This is a genomic window from Ruegeria sp. J8, from assembly GCF_056531925.1.
In genome coordinates this window covers 220,542-238,015 of record NZ_JBQFMR010000006.1, presented here as the reverse complement: position 1 = coordinate 238,015, position 17,474 = coordinate 220,542, and the positions used below count along the sequence as shown (strand labels likewise).

The 17,474-nt window shown below is 59.0% G+C and carries 20 protein-coding genes; 11 read left to right on the top strand and 9 right to left on the bottom strand.

The window, feature by feature from the left end:
• Positions 1–3: 3 nt before the first annotated feature.
• Entirely contained in the window at positions 4–1,104 is a 1,101-nt protein-coding gene (locus tag ACR0L1_RS14465) for an FAD-binding protein (RefSeq protein WP_480859543.1), read from the bottom strand.
• Between the two features lie 66 nt (positions 1,105–1,170).
• Positions 1,171–2,610 (bottom strand): FAD-linked oxidase C-terminal domain-containing protein, encoded by a 1,440-nt coding sequence (locus ACR0L1_RS14460; RefSeq protein ID WP_480504209.1) that lies wholly within the window; start codon positions 2,608–2,610, stop codon positions 1,171–1,173.
• A gap of 82 nt (positions 2,611–2,692) precedes the next feature.
• On the opposite strand from ACR0L1_RS14460, the gene ACR0L1_RS14455 reads away from it, so the two are divergent.
• The gene (locus ACR0L1_RS14455) at positions 2,693–3,391 is read left to right on the top strand and encodes a DUF599 domain-containing protein (protein WP_170786365.1); all 699 of its coding nucleotides are present in this window, start codon (positions 2,693–2,695) and stop codon (positions 3,389–3,391) included.
• Positions 3,392–3,426: 35 nt separating this feature from the next.
• Positions 3,427–3,774 (top strand): hypothetical protein, encoded by a 348-nt coding sequence (locus ACR0L1_RS14450; protein WP_170786363.1) that lies wholly within the window; start codon positions 3,427–3,429, stop codon positions 3,772–3,774.
• A gap of 2 nt (positions 3,775–3,776) precedes the next feature.
• On the opposite strand, the gene ACR0L1_RS14445 is transcribed toward ACR0L1_RS14450, so the two are convergent.
• The 4 genes from ACR0L1_RS14445 to ACR0L1_RS14430 all read right to left on the bottom strand — a co-directional run bounded on the left by ACR0L1_RS14445 (position 3,777) and on the right by ACR0L1_RS14430 (position 6,643).
• On the bottom strand, positions 3,777–4,262 hold the full coding sequence (locus ACR0L1_RS14445) for a flavodoxin family protein (RefSeq protein ID WP_480859541.1): 486 nt from the start codon (positions 4,260–4,262) through the stop codon (positions 3,777–3,779).
• Position 4,263: 1 nt separating this feature from the next.
• Positions 4,264–4,734, bottom strand: a complete 471-nt coding sequence (rlmH, locus tag ACR0L1_RS14440; RefSeq protein WP_480504210.1) for a 23S rRNA (pseudouridine(1915)-N(3))-methyltransferase RlmH — start codon at positions 4,732–4,734, stop codon at positions 4,264–4,266.
• Between the two features lie 44 nt (positions 4,735–4,778).
• Positions 4,779–5,138 carry a ribosome silencing factor gene (rsfS, locus tag ACR0L1_RS14435; protein ID WP_058276550.1) on the bottom strand — a complete coding sequence of 120 codons (360 nt, stop codon included), beginning with the start codon at positions 5,136–5,138 and terminating at the stop codon, positions 4,779–4,781.
• Positions 5,139–5,293: 155 nt separating this feature from the next.
• Complete coding sequence (locus ACR0L1_RS14430) at positions 5,294–6,643, bottom strand: mechanosensitive ion channel family protein (protein WP_480859539.1); 1,350 nt, start codon at positions 6,641–6,643, stop codon at positions 5,294–5,296.
• Positions 6,644–6,733: 90 nt separating this feature from the next.
• Between ACR0L1_RS14430 and ACR0L1_RS14425 the strand changes: the two genes are divergently transcribed.
• The 6 genes from ACR0L1_RS14425 (at position 6,734) to ACR0L1_RS14400 (ending at position 11,711) form a co-directional block, all read left to right on the top strand.
• Positions 6,734–6,841, top strand: a complete 108-nt coding sequence (locus tag ACR0L1_RS14425; protein ID WP_174819376.1) for an isopropylmalate isomerase — start codon at positions 6,734–6,736, stop codon at positions 6,839–6,841.
• Between the two features lie 43 nt (positions 6,842–6,884).
• Entirely contained in the window at positions 6,885–8,288 is a 1,404-nt protein-coding gene (gene leuC, locus ACR0L1_RS14420) for a 3-isopropylmalate dehydratase large subunit (RefSeq protein WP_170786357.1), read from the top strand.
• Between the two features lie 37 nt (positions 8,289–8,325).
• A complete protein-coding gene (locus tag ACR0L1_RS14415) occupies positions 8,326–8,880 on the top strand; it encodes an HdeD family acid-resistance protein (RefSeq protein ID WP_170771080.1) in 555 nt (184 codons plus the stop codon).
• Between the two features lie 42 nt (positions 8,881–8,922).
• Entirely contained in the window at positions 8,923–9,528 is a 606-nt protein-coding gene (leuD, locus tag ACR0L1_RS14410) for a 3-isopropylmalate dehydratase small subunit (RefSeq protein WP_170790125.1), read from the top strand.
• A 327-nt stretch (positions 9,529–9,855) separates the two neighbouring features.
• Complete coding sequence (locus ACR0L1_RS14405; protein ID WP_480859537.1) at positions 9,856–10,686, top strand: hypothetical protein; 831 nt, start codon at positions 9,856–9,858, stop codon at positions 10,684–10,686.
• The gene (locus ACR0L1_RS14400; RefSeq protein WP_480859536.1) at positions 10,683–11,711 is read left to right on the top strand and encodes an endonuclease/exonuclease/phosphatase family protein; all 1,029 of its coding nucleotides are present in this window, start codon (positions 10,683–10,685) and stop codon (positions 11,709–11,711) included. The genes ACR0L1_RS14405 and ACR0L1_RS14400 overlap by 4 nt, the downstream gene beginning before the upstream one ends.
• A 97-nt stretch (positions 11,712–11,808) precedes the next feature.
• On the opposite strand, the gene ACR0L1_RS14395 is transcribed toward ACR0L1_RS14400, so the two are convergent.
• On the bottom strand, positions 11,809–12,207 hold the full coding sequence (locus ACR0L1_RS14395; RefSeq protein ID WP_170771090.1) for a hypothetical protein: 399 nt from the start codon (positions 12,205–12,207) through the stop codon (positions 11,809–11,811).
• A 182-nt stretch (positions 12,208–12,389) separates the two neighbouring features.
• On the opposite strand from ACR0L1_RS14395, the gene ACR0L1_RS14390 reads away from it, so the two are divergent.
• Together ACR0L1_RS14390 and ACR0L1_RS14385 are read left to right on the top strand one after the other, a co-directional pair.
• Complete coding sequence (locus tag ACR0L1_RS14390; protein WP_480859534.1) at positions 12,390–12,566, top strand: helix-turn-helix domain-containing protein; 177 nt, start codon at positions 12,390–12,392, stop codon at positions 12,564–12,566.
• A gap of 54 nt (positions 12,567–12,620) precedes the next feature.
• Entirely contained in the window at positions 12,621–13,244 is a 624-nt protein-coding gene (locus tag ACR0L1_RS14385) for a LysR substrate-binding domain-containing protein (RefSeq protein WP_480859532.1), read from the top strand.
• Between the two features lie 24 nt (positions 13,245–13,268).
• Here ACR0L1_RS14385 and ACR0L1_RS14380 read toward each other — a convergent pair whose 3' ends face one another.
• Complete coding sequence (locus tag ACR0L1_RS14380) at positions 13,269–13,796, bottom strand: redoxin domain-containing protein (protein WP_170786347.1); 528 nt, start codon at positions 13,794–13,796, stop codon at positions 13,269–13,271.
• Positions 13,797–13,887: 91 nt separating this feature from the next.
• On the opposite strand from ACR0L1_RS14380, the gene leuB reads away from it, so the two are divergent.
• Positions 13,888–14,991: a 3-isopropylmalate dehydrogenase gene (gene leuB / locus ACR0L1_RS14375; RefSeq protein ID WP_480859531.1), complete on the top strand. Its 1,104-nt coding sequence runs from the start codon at positions 13,888–13,890 to the stop codon at positions 14,989–14,991.
• Positions 14,992–15,048: 57 nt separating this feature from the next.
• Here the strand turns inward: leuB and ACR0L1_RS14370 are convergent, their stop codons facing one another.
• Positions 15,049–17,235, bottom strand: a complete 2,187-nt coding sequence (locus ACR0L1_RS14370; RefSeq protein WP_480859529.1) for a transglycosylase domain-containing protein — start codon at positions 17,233–17,235, stop codon at positions 15,049–15,051.
• Between the last annotated feature and the right edge of the window lie 239 nt (positions 17,236–17,474).

Below are 17,474 nucleotides of genomic sequence, written 5' to 3'. Positions count from 1 at the left end.
TGTTTACCCCATCAGACCCGGGTTGAACAACCCGCGCGGGTCGAAACGCTGTCGAATGCCCTTTGTCAGAGCCTGAACTCCGGGGCTTTCCGGCTGAAAACGCCCCAGGACCTCAATCGTTTCCGCATTTGCTCTGACCAAGGTCGCGTGACCGTCAAATGCGCCGACGCGTGCGCGCAGGTCCGTGCCTTTGGGCACCAGCGCCCAGATCAGCCCGCCGCCCCAGTCATAGAGGGTTCGATCCGCTCCAATCCGCTGCGCAATCCCGGTCGCATCCGAAGGTTTGACCGAAATCCGCCACACATCCCCATCCACACCATGAAACGCAGATACGTCCCGAATGGCCTGCCACCGCTCGACCGAGCCATCGATCTCAGCAATCTCTCCGAAAACGGCCAATGTCGATTTCAACTGCTCAACGCGATAGGCGACAGAGTCCGTGAACCCTTCGACCCTCAGAAGAACCCGCATCTCTTGCGGATCATAGGCCGCACCCGACACTTCGAACGGGGATTTCAACGCCGCTGACATCACCGCAACAGCCGCGCTGACATCATCAGCGCGCACGGCCAATGTCGCCACCGCCTCTGGCTTGGGCAGCACTTTCAGCGACACTTCGGTCAGAACACCCAACGTGCCCCATGACCCGCCCATCAGTTTGACAAGATCATAGCCGGTGACGTTTTTCATCACCCGCCCGCCATTCTTGACCACATGGCCCTTGCCATCGACATATCGCACGCCCAACAGGAAATCACGGCAAGCCCCGGCCTGAATGCGGCGCGGGCCTGAGATATTAGCGGCCACGACACCGCCAATGGTCGGCGCACCATTCGTGCCCAACAGACCGCGATGATCCATCGGTTCAAACGCCAATTGCTGCCCTCCGGCCTCTAACGCCGCCTCGACCTCGGCCACCGGAGTACCGGCCTGCGCCACAATCGTCAGCGCACCCGGCTCATACAGGGAAATACCGCTCAGTCCGCCGGTTTCGATGGTCATCTCGGGCCCGCCGATCCCGCGGGATCCACCACCGGCAATTCGCACGGGGCCCTGCAGCCCGGCCACTATTTCGGCCAGTTCGGCCTCTGTTTCAGGTCTCATGACATTTCTTCTGTTCAAAAATACCTCGGGGGAATCGCGGCTTGCCGCGATGGGGGCAGCGCCCCCTTACTCGGCTGCAATCCGGCGCGCCTCAGACACATCCAGCGGGAACACCTTGGCCGGGTTCAGCAACCAGTTCGGATCAAACACATCCTTGACGGCCATCTGCGCTTCAAGGTCCGCTGGCGCGTATTGATGCGACATCAGATCCCGCTTTTCGATGCCCACACCATGCTCGCCGGTCAGGCAGCCACCCACATCCACGCACAGCTTCAGGATTTCCGCGCCGAACGCCTCGCATTTCTCAAGATCGCCAGGCTTGTTGGCATCAAACAGAATCAGCGGGTGCATATTGCCGTCGCCCGCGTGGAATACGTTGCCCACCGGAAGGCCATATTCCTCGCTCAGCTCTCCGATACGGCGCAGTACCTGCGGCAAGGCAGAAACTGGGATCGTCCCATCGAGGCACATGTAATCGTTCATCTGCCCCATCGCGCCAAAGGCGGATTTTCGGCCCAACCAGATTTTCGCGCTTTCCTCAGCCGACTGACTTTCGCGCAGCTCGACCGGATTGTGACGCTTGGCAATCTCTATGATTTTGGACAGCTGATAGTCGATCTCGGCCTCTGATCCTTCGACCTCGACAATCAGCAAAGCATGGCAATCGGGATAGCCCGCCTGCGCAAAATTCTCACACGCCTTGATGCACAGTGTATCCATGAATTCGATCGCCACCGGCAGAATGCCCGATTTAATAATGTCAGAGACACATTGCCCGGCGACTTCGTTATCATCGAACCCCATCAGCACGGGCCGCGCACCCTCGGGCTTTCGCAGAATTCGCAACGTTGCCTCGGTCACAACGCCTAACTGCCCTTCCGAACCACAGATCACGCCCAGCAGGTCCAACCCGCCCGCGTCCAGATGCGCGCCGCCGATCTCGACCACGCTGCCGTCCATCATCACCATTTTGACGCCCAACAGATTATTTGTGGTCACACCATATTTCAAACAATGCGCCCCGCCCGAATTCATTCCAATATTGCCCGCTATCGCACAAGCCAGCTGCGATGAAGGATCAGGAGCATAGAAGAAGTCTTCCGCCTCCACCGCGCCGGTCACGCTCAGGTTGGTGCGGCCGGTCTGCACGCGGATGATGCGGTTGTCATAGTCGGTCTCCAACACATCGTTCATCCGGGCAATGCCCAGAATAACACTGTCAGCCGTGGGCAACGCCCCACCCGCCAGCGAAGTACCCGAGCCGCGCGGGACGACCGGAACCCCCTCTTCATTGCAGATGCGCAGCACGTCCGAAACTTCGCCGGTCGTAGACGGCAGCACCGCCAGCATCGGAGGGCAACGATAAGCTGTCAGCGCGTCGCATTCATAAGCGCGCGTCTCGGCCGGGTCGTGAATAACGGCGTCTTCAGGCAGCACTTGCAGCAAACGGCGCAACACCGCATCCTTTCGGCGCAGAACGTCAGGGTTAGGCGTCGGCATTTCCATGGCTGATCCTCCAGTTTGGTAAAATAATATTACCAATTTTCCGATCTGGCAAGTTTTTCCCGTAAAACGTAGGGTCCAATGCATGTCCTGGATTTATCAATCAATGCCCTTCGCACCGTTGGATTTCGTCGGTATCGCCCTGCTGATCGGCGCGTGGCTGGGGATCGGCTGGCGGATCGAAAACCCGTCACCGAACAAGCCCTCGGTTGGAATGATCATGGACGACTACCGCCGAGACTGGATGAAAGAAATGGTGACCCGTCAGCCGCGCATGTTTGACGCGCAGGTCGTCGGCACGATGCGGCAGGGCAGCACGTTCTTTGCCTCAACCACGATGATTGCCATCGGGGGTGGACTAGCTCTGCTGGGCAACACAGAGCGCCTGGCCGGGCTGGCGCAGGATCTGGCACTGGGAACCGCGCCCGCGCTGGTGTGGGAGGTCAAAATTCTTGTGATCCTGCTGTTTTTGGCGAATGCTTTTCTAAAATATGTCTGGGCACACCGGTTGTTTGGCTATTGCGCCGTATTGATGGCGGCTGTGCCAAATGACCCTGAAGAGCCCGCCGCCTATCCGCGCGCCGCCCAAGCGGCCGAGATTTGCGTCACCGCCGCGCGTAGTTTCAATCGTGGTCTGCGGGCGACCTATTTTGCGCTGGCTTCTGTTGCATGGATCTTGGGCCCCTATGCGCTGATTGCGGGCACGGTGATCACGCTGGCTATGCTCTATCGGCGTGAATTCGCGTCGCATTCCCGCACAATTCTCCTCAACACCGGATCGTGATCCCTCAGCTCACCACAAAAGGTTAAGTTCATATCATGAGATATCTTGTTCTGAGCGCCCTTCTGGCCACTCCGGCCCTTGCAGATGACCCCGTGATCGAAGCCGTCACCGCGAAATCAAACGGTGGCACATGGCGATTCGATGTGACCGTCTCACATCCTGAAACCGGATGGGATGACTATGCAGATGGCTGGCGTGTGCTGGATATGGAGGGGAAAGAGCTGGGACTGCGCGTGCTGCATCACCCGCATGAGAATGAACAGCCCTTTACCCGCTCACTAAGCGGTGTGGCGATCCCGGCGGGCACGTCGCAAGTGCAGGTACAGGCCCGCACCAATACGGATGGCTGGGCCAAAAATACCTTTGTGGTCGACCTGAACTGAAGTCAGAACACGCCCATCTGCAAACCGGCGGCCATGGCAAGACCCAGCTCGCGGCAATTTTCAAGCTGGTCGTCGGGGATGGTTTTCTCGGCCAGAATCGCCTCGGGTGTTTGCGCATGGGTGCAGATGATCAGCGGCGGCTGCACCTCTTTCAACCGCCAACCGGTTGCGATGCGGGCGGTTTGTCGCGCGGCGTTTTCGCCATCAGACCCGGCGCAGATCATCTGCGCATAGGGGCGGCCTTCGATCCGACCCAGCATCGGATAATAGCTGCGGTCGAAAAACTCTTTCATCAGACCCGAAATCGCGGCCAGATTCTCGGGCGCGCAGAAGATATAGCCGTCGGCTTGCAACAAATCTTCGGGTCCGGCCTGATCGGCGGGTTTCAGAACCACATCCGCCTCATCCCCTGCAGCCTTGGCTGCAGCTTCGGCCATTTGCCGGGCCCCGCCGGTGCGCGAATGGTAAATGATCAAAAGCTGCGCCATATCAGACCCGGTGATAGGGGCCGCCCGACAAAATGGTTGCGGCCCGATAGAGTTGCTCGGCCAGCATCACACGGACCAGCATATGGGGCCATACCATCGAACCAAATGAGATCGAAAAATCCGCCTCGGCACGCAGATTAAGGTCTATTCCGTCTGCCCCGCCGATGATCAGCGCCAAATCTTGCCGCCCGGCATCGCGCCAGCCGCCCAGCTTTTTGGCAAATTCCGGCGAGGACATCACACGGCCCCGTTCGTCCAGAGTACAGATGACCGCGCCTTTGGGCAGCGCCTTGCGAAGCAGCGTCGCCTCAGCGCCCATTCCAGCGTTTTTCTTGTCTTCAACCTCGATCACCCGCGCAGGACCAAGGCCCAAAGCGCGTCCGGTCCGGTCAAAGCGTGTCAGGTAATCGTCAAGCAGGGTCTTCTCGGGTCCGGCGCGCAATCGCCCGACCGCAACTATGCTAATCCGCATATCTCTCTCGCCTCCGGCCTTTCAATACAGGCCGGGATAGCGCCTCAGTTCGCCGAGGCGCTGCCGCCCTGAGGCAGCCACATCTTTTCCAGCTGGTAGAATTCACGCACTTCGGGGCGGAAGATATGGACGATAACGTCGCCCGTATCGATCAGCACCCAGTCGCCGGCATCCTTGCCTTCGACCTTCGAGGTGAAACCGAATTCCTGCTTGATGCGATCCGTCAGCTTTTCCGCCATGGCCGAGACCTGACGGGTCGACCGACCCGAGGCAATCACCATGTGATCCGCAACAGAAGACTTACCTTGCAGGTTAATCTGCACGACGTCTTCGGCCTTGTCATCGGAAAGTGAGGAAAGGATACGCTCAAGCAGCTTGTCGCTGATTGACTGAGAGTGGGCCATCACGCTGGCCCCGTCATCGGCGGGCAACCCCGCCTGGGTATGTAGAGACAGGACATAGTCCTCCTTTGCTGCGCGCCATCAAATCCCGGCGCCGGGGTACTAATAAGGTAACAAGGGGAATGCAACATTTCAATGAACGCGCCATCAACGCAGCGTCAATCCTCTACGATCTGTTGCGGGTCTGCGTCGGGCAGCAGGCGCACCTCGCGCTGCGGGAAGGGCAGCGAGATACCCTCGGCCTGAAACGCATCCCAGAGCGCTAGGTAGACATTGCCGCGGATATTGGTCAGCCCCTTGGTTGGGTCGCTGATCCAGAACCGCAGCACGTAGTCGACGCTGCTGTCCCCGAATCCAGTGATATGGCAGACCGGTTCATGTAGACCGCCACTCAGCACGCGGGCCACGGACTTCACTGAACGGATAGCGGTGGCGCGCACCTTGTGGGGATCGTCGCCATAGCTGGTACCAAACTCCAGATCCAGCCGCACGAACTTGTCGGAATGCGACCAGTTCACGACCTGACTGGTAATCAGATCTTCGTTCGGGATCAGGTATTCCCGCCCGTCCCGTGTCACGACCGAGACATAACGCGCGCCCAGCGCGTTGATCCACCCAAACGTATCCCCCAGCGAGATCACGTCGCCCGGCTTGATCGAGCGATCCATCAGGATGATAATCCCCGAGATTAGGTTCGATACCACCTTTTGCAGCCCAAACCCGATGCCCACACCGATGGCACCGGACAACAGCGCAATCCCGGTCAGGTCAAAGCCCAACGTTCGAATGGCTGCCAAGAAAACCGCACCATACAGAACCACCTGCATGCCCTTGGCCAATAGCACCTGCATGGAAGGCGTAATGTCATCGTTGTTTTTCAAACCACGTTCGGCTGCGCGCGTACCCACACGCGCCAACGTCAGCAGAACACCGATCAACAGCGTCGCCTTGATGATCCCCAGCACCGAGATATGCAGATCTCCAATAGAAATCGCGACTCCGTCCAAAAACTCGGCCACGTCATCAGTCAGATTCAGGGCAACAAGCGTTGCATAGACCCACATGGCCCATTTGAAGATCCGCCGCAGCGTCCGGTTGCGCACCAGTCGCGCCACCAGCGCTATGGCCAACCACGCCGTCGCCAAAGTCGCGATAACGCCAATGATATAGCTGCGGGACGGCCATGTGATCTGCTGCATGACCAGATACAGTGCCCAGGACAGCACTACGAAATAGACCAGCGTCAAGCGCTGCATCAGCTGTACTAAAACGCGCAAACGCCATTTGGGCCACCCAGTGCGCGCCCGCGCCCAAGAATCCCACCGGCCTTGCGTGAAAAGCTTAAGGCCAAATGCCAAAGCCCATAGCAATAGAATGATCACCAGCTGGTGCTGACGCCAGCCCGGCGTGACCACCAGTTCAAGAAGGTTTTCGAATTGCACAGAAAAGCCCGCGACCATGTTGTCATAAAGGTCCGACAGCGAGCTGGGGATCAGGTCTTGATTCATACCTGCAGCTTGGACAGCACAGCCCCATGATGCAAGCCTGACGCGGTTTTGAACCTTGATTGACGGCAATGGGCAATATATCTGGACGCCATGAGACTCACCGTAGCCCAGATTCAGAACCTTGAAGATCGCGCCCGTCTGCGCGAACGGTTCTATGGGGCTGCCCGCACGGTTCTGGCCCGCCTATCGGCGGCCTAAGCCACCTCGCCAGCCAATTCTCATTACATACGGGAGAGGACCGATGTCCCCCAAAACACTCTATGACAAGATCTGGGATGCCCATGTCGCGCATGAAGCCGACGATGGCACTTGCCTGCTGTATATCGACCGCCATCTGGTACACGAAGTGACCAGCCCTCAGGCCTTCGAAGGCCTGCGCATGGCGGGCCGCAAGGTGCGTGCGCCGGAAAAAACCATCGCCGTGCCGGATCACAACGTGCCCACCACGCCGGACCGCGTGAACGGGATCGAAAACCCGGAATCACGCATTCAGGTCGAGGCGCTGGACAAGAATGCCAAGGATTTCGGCATTCACTACTACCCGGTGCATGACGTCCGTCAGGGCATCGTCCACATCGTCGGCCCCGAACAAGGTTGGACCCTGCCCGGCATGACCGTTGTCTGCGGCGACAGCCACACCGCCACCCATGGCGCGTTTGGTGCTCTGGCCCACGGCATTGGTACTTCTGAGGTTGAGCATGTTCTGGCCACGCAGACTCTGATCCAGAAGAAATCCAAGAACATGAAGGTGGAAATCACCGGCAAATTGCAGCCGGGCGTGACCGCCAAGGATATCACTCTGGCCGTGATCGGTGAGACCGGCACAGCAGGCGGCACCGGCTATGTCATCGAATATTGCGGCGAAGCGATCCGCGATCTGTCGATGGAAGGCCGCATGACCGTCTGTAACATGGCGATCGAAGGCGGTGCCCGCGCGGGTCTGATCGCCCCCGATGAGACCACGTTCGAATACGTCAAAGGCCGCCCCCACGCCCCGAAAGGCGCCCAGTGGGAAGCCGCAATGGAGTGGTGGAAAACGCTTTACACCGATGAAGGCGCGCATTTCGACAAGGTCGTGACCCTGCGCGGCGAAGATATCGCGCCCGTGGTGACATGGGGCACCAGCCCCGAAGACGTGTTGCCGATCACCGCAACCGTGCCGAACCCCGAAGATTTCGAAGGCGGCAAAGTTGACGCGGCCCGCCGCTCGATCGAATACATGGGACTGGAAGCCGGTCAGAAGCTGAGCGACGTGGAAATCGACACCGTCTTTATCGGGTCTTGCACCAATGGCCGGATCGAAGATCTGCGCGCCGCTGCTGAAATCCTCAAAGGCAAAAAGATCAAGGACGGGATGCGCGCAATGGTCGTGCCCGGTTCGGGTCTGGTCCGATTGCAGGCCGAGGAAGAAGGTCTGGCCGACATCTTCAAAGAGGCCGGTTTCGAATGGCGTCTGGCAGGATGTTCGATGTGTCTGGCGATGAACCCCGACCAGTTGCAACCGGGCGAGCGCTGTGCCGCGACCTCGAACCGTAACTTTGAGGGTCGTCAGGGCCGCGGAGGACGCACCCACCTGCTGAGCCCGGCAATGGCTGCCGCAGCGGCCCTAACAGGACGGCTGACAGACGTCCGCGACTTGATGTAAGGTACCCTCATATCTAGATATTTGAGGGATTGAACAAATGAGTGACTGGATCAAATGGCTGCTGCTTGGACTTCTGTCCATCGTGTTTGGCATCTTTGTGCTGGGCGCGCCGGCGGTGGCGTCGATTGCCGTAACGGTGGTGACGGGTGTGTTGCTGCTGATCTCGGGCGCGTTGCAAGTTGTCGGCGGCTTTACCGTCGAAGGCACGGGTAACAAAATCCTGTCACTCATCATGGGTGTGGTGATGCTGTTTCTGGGCTGGTCCTTTCTGGGTCACCCGTTGCAGGGCACGCTGACGCTGGCCACCGTTTGTCTGATCCTGTTTCTGGCAGGCGGAATCGCCCGAGTTATCCTGTCGTTCCAGATGCGTGGCACTCAATATTTCTGGGCCACACTGATCTCTGGCATCATGTCGATTGTCCTGGCGATGCTTATCTGGCGCTTTGCCACAGTCGAGCCTGCGATCATGCTGCAATTGCTGGGCATTCTATTGGGCATCGAGATGATCTTTAACGGGCTCGGCCTGGTCTTTATGGCGTTCTACGTCAAAGACGCACCCAAAGACGAAACAACAGAAGCGAAAGAAGCTTAAACGCGGGGCACGGGCGCGGCCCTCTCCCGCAGGAGTGTGAACATGGAAAAGTTTGACAAAGTCCACGGGGTGGCCGCCCCAATGCCACTGATCAATATCGACACCGATATGATCATTCCCAAAGTGCACCTGAAAACCATCAAACGGTCTGGCCTTGGCGTCGTGCTGTTCGACGAGATGCGCTATCACGACCATGGCGGCGAGAATGAAGAATTCGTTCTGAACAAACCTGCCTATCGCAACACCGAGATTCTGGTAGCAGGCGACAATTTCGGTTGCGGCTCGTCGCGGGAACACGCGCCCTGGGCGATCAAGGATTTCGGCATCAAGGTCGTGATCTCGACCAGCTTCGCGGACATCTTCTTCAACAACTGCTTCAAGAACGGCATCCTGCCCATCGTCGTCGAAGAAGAGCATCATGCGGTTCTAATGGATGACGCGCACAAGGGCGAGAACGCCCGCATGACTGTGCATCTGGAAGATCAGAAGATCACGACCTCGGACGGCGTCGAGATCGAATTTGACATCGACCCTCACCGCAAGCACTGCCTGCTGAACGGTTTGGACGATATCGGCCTGTCGATGGAAAAAGAACATCATATCGACAAATTCGAAGAGCACGCCTCTCAGGCGCGTCCGTGGGTGTGATTCTTTTAGACATCGTATGCAATGCAACTTAAAGGGGTCGCTTCGGCGGTCCCTTTCGCATTCTTGGGGTCTGAAATTCGGCAAACACAACATGTTGCGGTGACCTTAAACTAGACGACGGTTTTGCGTCAGGAATGATGCAAACCAGCACCAGTTTTGCCATCTTTTTGCCTCAAATGGCGTGTTTTCTGCACCTTGGCTTGAGCGAATTGCCTTGGGGGGTCAATGTTGGCGCTAATGAGGCATCCGTCAAAATAATCAATGACGGGCACAAGTTGGAATGAAGTCGGCAAAGATCGGCCCGTCCAGTTTGAAAGGGTTCGGAAAGTGATTGCGCGCACAACAGGGGCGGCAATTCGGGGCATTCTTGTTGCACTTGTGGTGCTGACCCCCGCGTTGTATCTGCCCGTATCGTCAACGAATGGGACCGAGATCGTCGTCTTTCTCGCCATTCTCACATTTTTTCTGACCTTTGCCGAATATAACTCGGCCTTTCCCAGCTTTATCGAATTCCGCGATGCGCCGCCGGTGAACCGGTTGCGCTTTGTCGGGTTAGTTACAATGGTCACCTTCCTGACGCTGATCTGCAAGAACGCCTATATGCCCACCAGCCTGACCGAGGTTTTCTATTCGGTCGGCCTAGGTATCGCGAATATCGTGGACTTCCCCTATTCTCCGGTCCGCCTGATCGTCCTGATCCTGCCGTCAGGGGCAAGTGCGCCACTGACCGAGCTAGTGCGTATTTCCGCCAGCGTCGCCTATGTCGCCGCCTTGGCGACCATCGCGGCTTTTGCTTATGCGGTGAAGCTGCGTGGTTGGCCAACCGGCAACGGTGCATTCAATGTCTGGACAAATCTACCGCTATTCGACCCGACCAAGGGCGGCGACGTCGTCACCCGGCTGCAACGGGACGGACGGCTGAACATCTCGATCGGGGTGCTGTTGCCCTTCCTGATCCCGGCGTTGATCAAGATACTGACGGAATACGCCGATCCCATCTCGCTTAATAACCCGCAAACCCTGATCTGGACGATGAGCGCATGGGCCTTCCTGCCCGCTAGCATGATCATGCGCGGGATGGCGACTTTGCGGATTGCCAACCTGATCGTCGAAAAACGCCGCGCCTATTCCACAACCGAGTCCACTCAGGCCGCATGATCCGTGCCCTGATCCTTCTGCTGCTGCCGATCATGGCGCAGGCAGAACCTTTACGCGTGGCCACCTTCAACACCGAACTCAGCCGCGACGGGCCCGGACTGTTGCTGCGCGATATCCAGCGCGGCGATGCACAGGTTCAAGCGGTGGTAGAGGTCCTGTTGGCGGTTCAGGCCGATATCGTCGCGTTGCAGGGGATCGACTGGGACCTGAACGGTAAGACGATCCGGGCGCTGACCACGCAAGTGTCATCACAGGGGCTGAGCTATCCACATATCTATGCCGCCCAGCCGAACTCTGGCCTGGAAACCGGGTTGGATATGGATGGCGATGGCCGCACATCAGGGCCCGGTGATGCCCAGGGCTGGGGCCGGTTCACCGGTCAAGCGGGGATGGCAGTGTTGTCGCGCTATCCCATCACCACGGATCAGGTGCAGGAATTTACCGCGCTGCGCTGGCGCGACCTGCCGAATGCCAAGTTGCCGCTGGTCGATGGGCGACCCTTCCCCTCCACCAACGCGCAGGACATCCAGCGACTTTCGTCCGTGGCCCATTGGGCGGTCCCAATAGAAACCCCACAAGGGCCGCTAACTTTGATGACCTTCCATGCTGCCCCTCCGGTGTTTGATGGGCCAGAGGACCGCAATGGTCTGCGCAATCATGATGAGATCATGCTGTGGCGCGCAGTTCTGGATGGCGATCTGGGACAGGCCCCCAATGGCCCTTTCATCATCGCCGGGGATGCAAACCAGGATCCGACGCAGGGTGAAGGTCTCAAACTGGCGATCCACAGCCTGCTGACCGACCTGCGCCTGACCGACCCGCGTCCGCAGGACCCTACCGGTGCATTGACTACGGTCACATGGAAAGCGGTCGGGGATCTGAGGGTCGACTATGTTCTGCCCTCGGCCCACTGGACCGTGCAGCGCGCGGGCGTGTACTGGCCCAAACTGGGCACGCCAGAGCGGGACGCGGCCGAAAAAGCCAGCCGCCACCGGCTGGTCTGGGTCGACATAGACATGAACTGAAGAAAAAAGGGCCACCAAGCGGTGGCCCAATTTCAGGTCGAGGATTGTCAATTACCCGGACAGACTCGTTACTATACAGACTTAAAAATCGAAAAACTTACGTGCGCGGCGTGCCGGGTGCGGACGACCCCCCCGTTGGGTCACGCCCATCTCCGGTCGAGGTGCTGTCGCTTGGATCGCGCCCTCCGTCAGGGTCACGCCCACCGCCGGATGTCGAACTGTCGCTTGGGTCACGCTCTTCCCCCGGAGGGGTGCAAGGAACAGACGCCGTTCCAGCAACCGAGGAATCATCACAGCCTTCCGGTGGAGGCGGCGGCGGCACACAGGGCTCGGTTGCCGTACCTGCGGGTGATGAACCGTCCGAGCATCCGATAACGTCACCATACTTGTTGAAAATCGGCTCAGCCTGAATGGGCTGCGGAGCCTCGGTTTGACTGCACGCCGCCACAAATGTCAGGCAGACCGCCGTAGTCCAAACTTTCGAAAAAACTTGCATTCACTTGTCCTTTATCACGGGATCCAGAACAGACCCCAACACCCCAAAAAGAAAACTCATAACCCACTGTGAACTTTGGAAAGTGCAGTGCCTCTTCTGGATTGCTTGAATTTAGATTTGATTTCTGCTGACAAAAAGGCACTAAACTGCATCAAGATCATGCAATTTTGCAGGTAACTGACATGAATTGGGACAATCTGAAAGTGCTTCTGGCCATTGGTCGGGCCGGTTCACTGACCGGCGCGGCGCACGCGCTTGACGTCGACGCGACGACGATGGGGCGGCGTCTGACTGCGCTTGAAAAAGAGCTGGGAGTTATCCTGTTCGTGCGCTCTAAATCCGGCTTTGTCCCGACCTAGGCGGGCGTCATCGCGATCCGGCAGGCAGAACAAATCGAGGCACATTATCACCAGATGACCGACCAGATTTCGCAATCGCAGGCCAGCGCCGTAGGCGTGATGCGGCTGGTTGGAAATTCATGGACAATGCAACGGCTGGCAATGACCGGCATGGATCGCTTTCTGGCCACCAATCCGGGACTGGATCTGCGACTGATGACCCGCGCACCGTCTGCGCGTGTCTCGGGTGAAGCATCGATCCAGATGTGGTTCGAGGTTCCACCCGAAGCTGCGGAATACACCGTTACGCTTGGTCAGGTGCCATATGCCGTATACCGTGCGGCGCATCTGGACACACCCCCTGCCAATTGGGTCGCCTTTTTTGACGAAGACGCAAGTCGCCCGATCATCAGCCGGGCTGTCGAGCGGCTGAGCAAAAGTACCGAAACCATGCGCGTCACCGCCACCGATGCCAGCGTTCTGGTTTCAGCCGTCGCCGCAGGGGTCGGCAAGGGTCTGTTGCCGATGTGTCTGGCCAAAGGGCGCAACGATCTGGTGCGTGTGGGCACAGGCCGGCCCGAATTTAACCGAAGCCTGAACCTCTATCTCAACCCCGACACAGTCGGATACAAACGGGTTCAGGTCACGGTCGAATGGCTGCGCGCCGCCTTTTCGGACGCATTTGGGCCCTCTGGCTGATCCAGAAGGTCCATCTACCACCACCTACAGGGCACCGGTATAGGTGCCGCGCGGGGGATAGCCGTTGTTCAGCGCAAATTTGATGCCTCCGGCAATATCGGCAATGGCGGGGCGTGCAAAGGGAATGGTCTGCTGCCAGGCGAAATACAGGTTGCGGTCGGGCGAGATGTAGAAATGTCCCGGCTCGGCGAAGAACGCGGCCTCTGCAGTCCCTTCACGTCCTTCCGAGATGTTCAGCCCCCAGTCTTCCCGCGCCTCGGCCATAGGCAGACTGTGACCCACACGCAGGCGCGACACGCCCGCTTTTTCAACCGTTTCAGCAGCGCGCTCGGCGGTGTCCGTGGTGATCATCACCACCTCGATCCCCAGTTCGGCAAAGTCATCCAGCGCCGCTTCGACCTCGCCCATCTGACGAATGCAGATCGGGCAATGCAACCCGCGATACTGAATCACCAACGTGCCGTTTTCGCCCTTGTCGCGCTCAAGATCGAAGTCCCCACCGGCGACGGTTTCAATTTTCAGTGCGGGAACCGGGTTTCCGGGTGTCAGCATGTGTTTTCCTCGTGGTTTGGCGGGATCGTCTCATTGACCCGATGCGATGCAGACGCTAGGGCCTGTGCGACGAAACGCAAGGAGACCTTTCATGTCCAACCCCTCGCTCCTCATCCTGCCCGGAGACGGAATTGGCCCGGAAGTTATGGCCGAAGTGCGCAGAATCATCGGCTGGTTCGGCGAAAAACGCGGCCTTCACTTTGACGTGAGCGAGGATCTGGTCGGCGGTGCCGCCTATGACGCGCATGGCGCGCCTTTGACGGACGAAACCATGGCCAAGGCGCAAGAGGTGGACGCGGTTCTGCTGGGCGCCGTGGGTGGCCCGAAATACGACGATCTGGATTTCAGCGTAAAGCCCGAGCGCGGCCTGCTGCGCCTGCGCAAGGAAATGGACCTGTTTTCCAACCTGCGCCCGGCCCAGTGCTTTGACGCACTCGCGGATTTCTCGTCGCTGAAGAAAGACATCGTCGCCGGTCTGGACATCATGATCGTGCGCGAACTGACATCGGGTGTCTATTTCGGCGAGCCGCGCGGCATCTTCAACGAAGGTAATGAGCGTGTAGGCATCAACACCCAGCGCTATACCGAGTCCGAGATCGAACGCGCCGCGCGCTCGGCCTTTGAACTGGCGATGCGCCGGAACAAGAAGCTGTGCTCGATGGAGAAAGCCAACGTGATGGAATCGGGCATCCTGTGGCGCGAGGTCGTGGACCGTGTCGCAGCGGACTACCCCGAGGTCGAGCTGTCCCATATGTATGCCGATAACGGCGCGATGCAGCTGGTGCGCGCACCCAAGCAGTTTGACGTGATCGTCACCGACAACCTGTTCGGCGATATCCTGTCGGATTGCGCGGCGATGCTGACCGGTTCGCTGGGTATGCTGCCATCCGCTTCGCTGGGTGCGCCCATGGCCAACGGCCGCCCCAAGGCGATGTACGAACCCGTCCACGGCTCGGCCCCCGATATCGCGGGTCAGGGCAAGGCCAACCCGATTGCTTGTATCCTGAGCTTTGCCATGGCGCTGCGCTACAGCTTTGACCAAGGGGATGAGGCCGATCGCCTGGAAGCCGCGATCGAGAAGGTTCTGGCCGATGGTGTCCGCACCGCCGACTTGCTGGCCGAAGAGGGCGTTGAGCCGGTCTCGACCACAGAAATGGGCGACGCCATTCTGGCCGCACTGAACGAAAGCGTCTGATTTCGCCTCACCACGTGTAGAAAAGGCGGTGCCCAGCGCACCGCCTTTTATTGTGACTTAGTTGCCGAATATATTGTTCAGCAGGTTGTTGATGGCCTTCTCAAACCCGTTGTTCTGCCTGCGGCGCTGCTGCCGAGGCTGTTCGGTTCGCACCGGCGGGTCCGGGGCCAGCATGGGCAGTGGGGTGGGTGTCATCCCTTCGGTCACGCGCACCATCGTCTCTTTCCAGATCTCGGCGGGCAGGCCGCCGCCTGTGACGCCAGACAGCGGCGTGTTGTCGTCATACCCCATCCAGACACCGGTCACATAATCCGCCGTGAAGCCAATGAACCAAGCATCCCGCGCCGCCTGCGTGGTGCCGGTCTTGCCTGCCACCTGCCACCCCGGCAGTTTGGCGCGCCCACCGGTGCCCTCGGACACCACACGCTCCATCATCCAGGTCAGTTGCTTGGCCGCCTTGTCATTTATGACACGCTCACCAATACCGGTTGTCGTCACCATGACAGGGGTATCGTCACCCAACAGCTTCAGCTCGGTCAGGCCATAAGGTTCAACCGCAGAGCCTCCGTTCAAAATACCCGCATAGGCGCCCGTCATCTCGATCAGCGTGCTCTCAGACGCGCCCAATGCCAGTGCCGGGCCTTCGGCCAGATCGCTGGCGATACCGAATTCGCTGGCAACGGTGCGCACATTCTCTAGCCCTGAAATCTCGGCCACTTTCACCGCCGGGATGTTCAGCGAGTTCTTCAGGGCATCCGCCAGTGTCACCCGACCATAGAACTTGTTGGTGTAATTCTTGGGACACCACTGGCCCGAGCCGGGGATATCGATGCAGTAAGGCTCGTCCATCACCGTATCCAACGGCGAATAGCCCAGTTCCAGCGCCGTGGCATAGACGAACGGCTTGAACGATGACCCGGTCTGTCGCAGCGCCTGCGTGGCGCGGTTGAACGCCCCCGACACGCGGGTCTTGCGCCCGCCAACCATGGCGCGCACCGCCCCATCGGCCGACATCACAACAATGGCGGCCTGCGCCTTGGACCCTTCGCGCACCTTTTCCTGAAAGATGTATTTCAGCGCCTCTTCTGCCGATGTCTGGATGCGCTGATCCAGCGTGGTGCGAATCACCACATCCTCGGTCGTATTACGGGTAAAGAATTCAGGTCCGCTGGCCATGACCCAATCGGCGAAATACCCCCCTGCGCGGGCAGCAGCAGCATCCGACAAAACCGCCGGGCGCGCGCGGGCTTCGCTAGCCTGCGCGGTGGACAGGTATCCCTGGTCCTCCATCAGCCCGACGACCAGTCGCGCCCGATCCTGCGAGCGTTGCAGGTTGTTCGTCGGAGCATAGCGTGTGGGCGCGACCAGCAACCCTGCCAACATCGCTGCCTCGGACGGCGAAACCTCGGCCGCCGAGATCCCGAAATAACGCTGGCTGGCAGCCTCGAACCCACGGGCACCGGCCCCAAGGAAAGCGCGGTTCAGGTAAATGGTCAGAATCTCGTCTTTGGAATACTTGACCTCCATCGCCATCGCATAGACGGCCTCTTTTGCCTTGCGCCAGAGCGAACCCTGACGGCAATCCGCCTCATACGCGGCCTCGGACTCCCACTCGGCGGGATCGTAGGGCACGCCAAGACACAACAGCTTGGCCGTCTGCTGGGTAATGGTCGACCCGCCATGGCCCGACAACGGCCCTCGCCCTTCGCTGAGGTTGATGCGCACAGCACTGGCAACGCCACGGGGACTGACGCCGAAATGGCGATAGAAGCGTTTGTCCTCGGTCGCGATGACCGCGTGTTTTAGATGCGGCGACACGGTATCGGCGGTGATGACCCCACCAAACTGATCCCCGCGCCACGCATAAACCTTACCATCGCGGTCCAGCATCGTGACCGAACCGCGCGCACGACCGTCCAAAAGCGAATCGACATTGGGCAGCGTTGAGTAGACAACGCCGATCGCCAGCGCCAATAGCAGCGCACACACAGCCCCAACGCGCCAGGTCACGCCCCAGACCAGACGCCACAGCCAGCGGAACATCCGGCGGAAGATTCCGCCACCCCCGCCACCGGATTTCTTTCGTGTTTTCTTACGCGTGGCCTTGCGCGAGGTGGTTTTGCGCGCAACAGATTTCTTGCCCGCTGGCTTGGCCGCGCGCTTGGTCGTCTTGGGCTTGCGGCCCTTGGACGGGTATCTTTTATCCGCGACCAGAGGGGTCTTGCGGCGCCTGGACTCAGTCATTTCCGAACTCTGCCCGATTATCGTTTTGACGCACCATACCCTGCCGTACCGATGAAGTTGAGGTCAGAATTACTGGTAAATTCCCTCTCTTGAATGCATAATTTTTAATCGTTTTGCATTATTTGTGCAAAAATTGTGCACCTTGCCACAATTTTCCCCCTCTTCGCAGACCCGGGACGTTTCCTACAGCACCCGAGCACGCTTTTTTGCTGCGAGTGCAAACAAGCCGGACAGACCGG

Bases quoted from the DNA above. Each gene is read 5' to 3' on its own strand.
- ACR0L1_RS14465 (WP_480859543.1), bottom strand. From the start codon at position 1,104: ATGAGACCTGAAACAGAGGCCGAACTGGCCGAAATAGTGGCCGGGCTG.
- ACR0L1_RS14460 (WP_480504209.1), bottom strand. From the start codon at position 2,610: ATGGAAATGCCGACGCCTAACCCTGACGTTCTGCGCCGAAAGGATGCG.
- ACR0L1_RS14455 (WP_170786365.1), top strand. From the start codon at position 2,693: ATGTCCTGGATTTATCAATCAATGCCCTTCGCACCGTTGGATTTCGTC.
- ACR0L1_RS14450 (WP_170786363.1), top strand. From the start codon at position 3,427: ATGAGATATCTTGTTCTGAGCGCCCTTCTGGCCACTCCGGCCCTTGCA.
- ACR0L1_RS14445 (WP_480859541.1), bottom strand. From the start codon at position 4,262: ATGGCGCAGCTTTTGATCATTTACCATTCGCGCACCGGCGGGGCCCGG.
- rlmH (WP_480504210.1), bottom strand. From the start codon at position 4,734: ATGCGGATTAGCATAGTTGCGGTCGGGCGATTGCGCGCCGGACCCGAG.
- rsfS (WP_058276550.1), bottom strand. From the start codon at position 5,138: ATGGCCCACTCTCAGTCAATCAGCGACAAGCTGCTTGAGCGTATCCTT.
- ACR0L1_RS14430 (WP_480859539.1), bottom strand. From the start codon at position 6,643: ATGAATCAAGACCTGATCCCCAGCTCGCTGTCGGACCTTTATGACAAC.
- ACR0L1_RS14425 (WP_174819376.1), top strand. From the start codon at position 6,734: ATGAGACTCACCGTAGCCCAGATTCAGAACCTTGAAGATCGCGCCCGT.
- leuC (WP_170786357.1), top strand. From the start codon at position 6,885: ATGTCCCCCAAAACACTCTATGACAAGATCTGGGATGCCCATGTCGCG.
- ACR0L1_RS14415 (WP_170771080.1), top strand. From the start codon at position 8,326: ATGAGTGACTGGATCAAATGGCTGCTGCTTGGACTTCTGTCCATCGTG.
- leuD (WP_170790125.1), top strand. From the start codon at position 8,923: ATGGAAAAGTTTGACAAAGTCCACGGGGTGGCCGCCCCAATGCCACTG.
- ACR0L1_RS14400 (WP_480859536.1), top strand. From the start codon at position 10,683: ATGATCCGTGCCCTGATCCTTCTGCTGCTGCCGATCATGGCGCAGGCA.
- ACR0L1_RS14395 (WP_170771090.1), bottom strand. From the start codon at position 12,207: ATGCAAGTTTTTTCGAAAGTTTGGACTACGGCGGTCTGCCTGACATTT.
- ACR0L1_RS14390 (WP_480859534.1), top strand. From the start codon at position 12,390: ATGAATTGGGACAATCTGAAAGTGCTTCTGGCCATTGGTCGGGCCGGT.
- ACR0L1_RS14385 (WP_480859532.1), top strand. From the start codon at position 12,621: ATGACCGACCAGATTTCGCAATCGCAGGCCAGCGCCGTAGGCGTGATG.
- ACR0L1_RS14380 (WP_170786347.1), bottom strand. From the start codon at position 13,796: ATGCTGACACCCGGAAACCCGGTTCCCGCACTGAAAATTGAAACCGTC.
- leuB (WP_480859531.1), top strand. From the start codon at position 13,888: ATGTCCAACCCCTCGCTCCTCATCCTGCCCGGAGACGGAATTGGCCCG.
- ACR0L1_RS14370 (WP_480859529.1), bottom strand. From the start codon at position 17,235: ATGACTGAGTCCAGGCGCCGCAAGACCCCTCTGGTCGCGGATAAAAGA.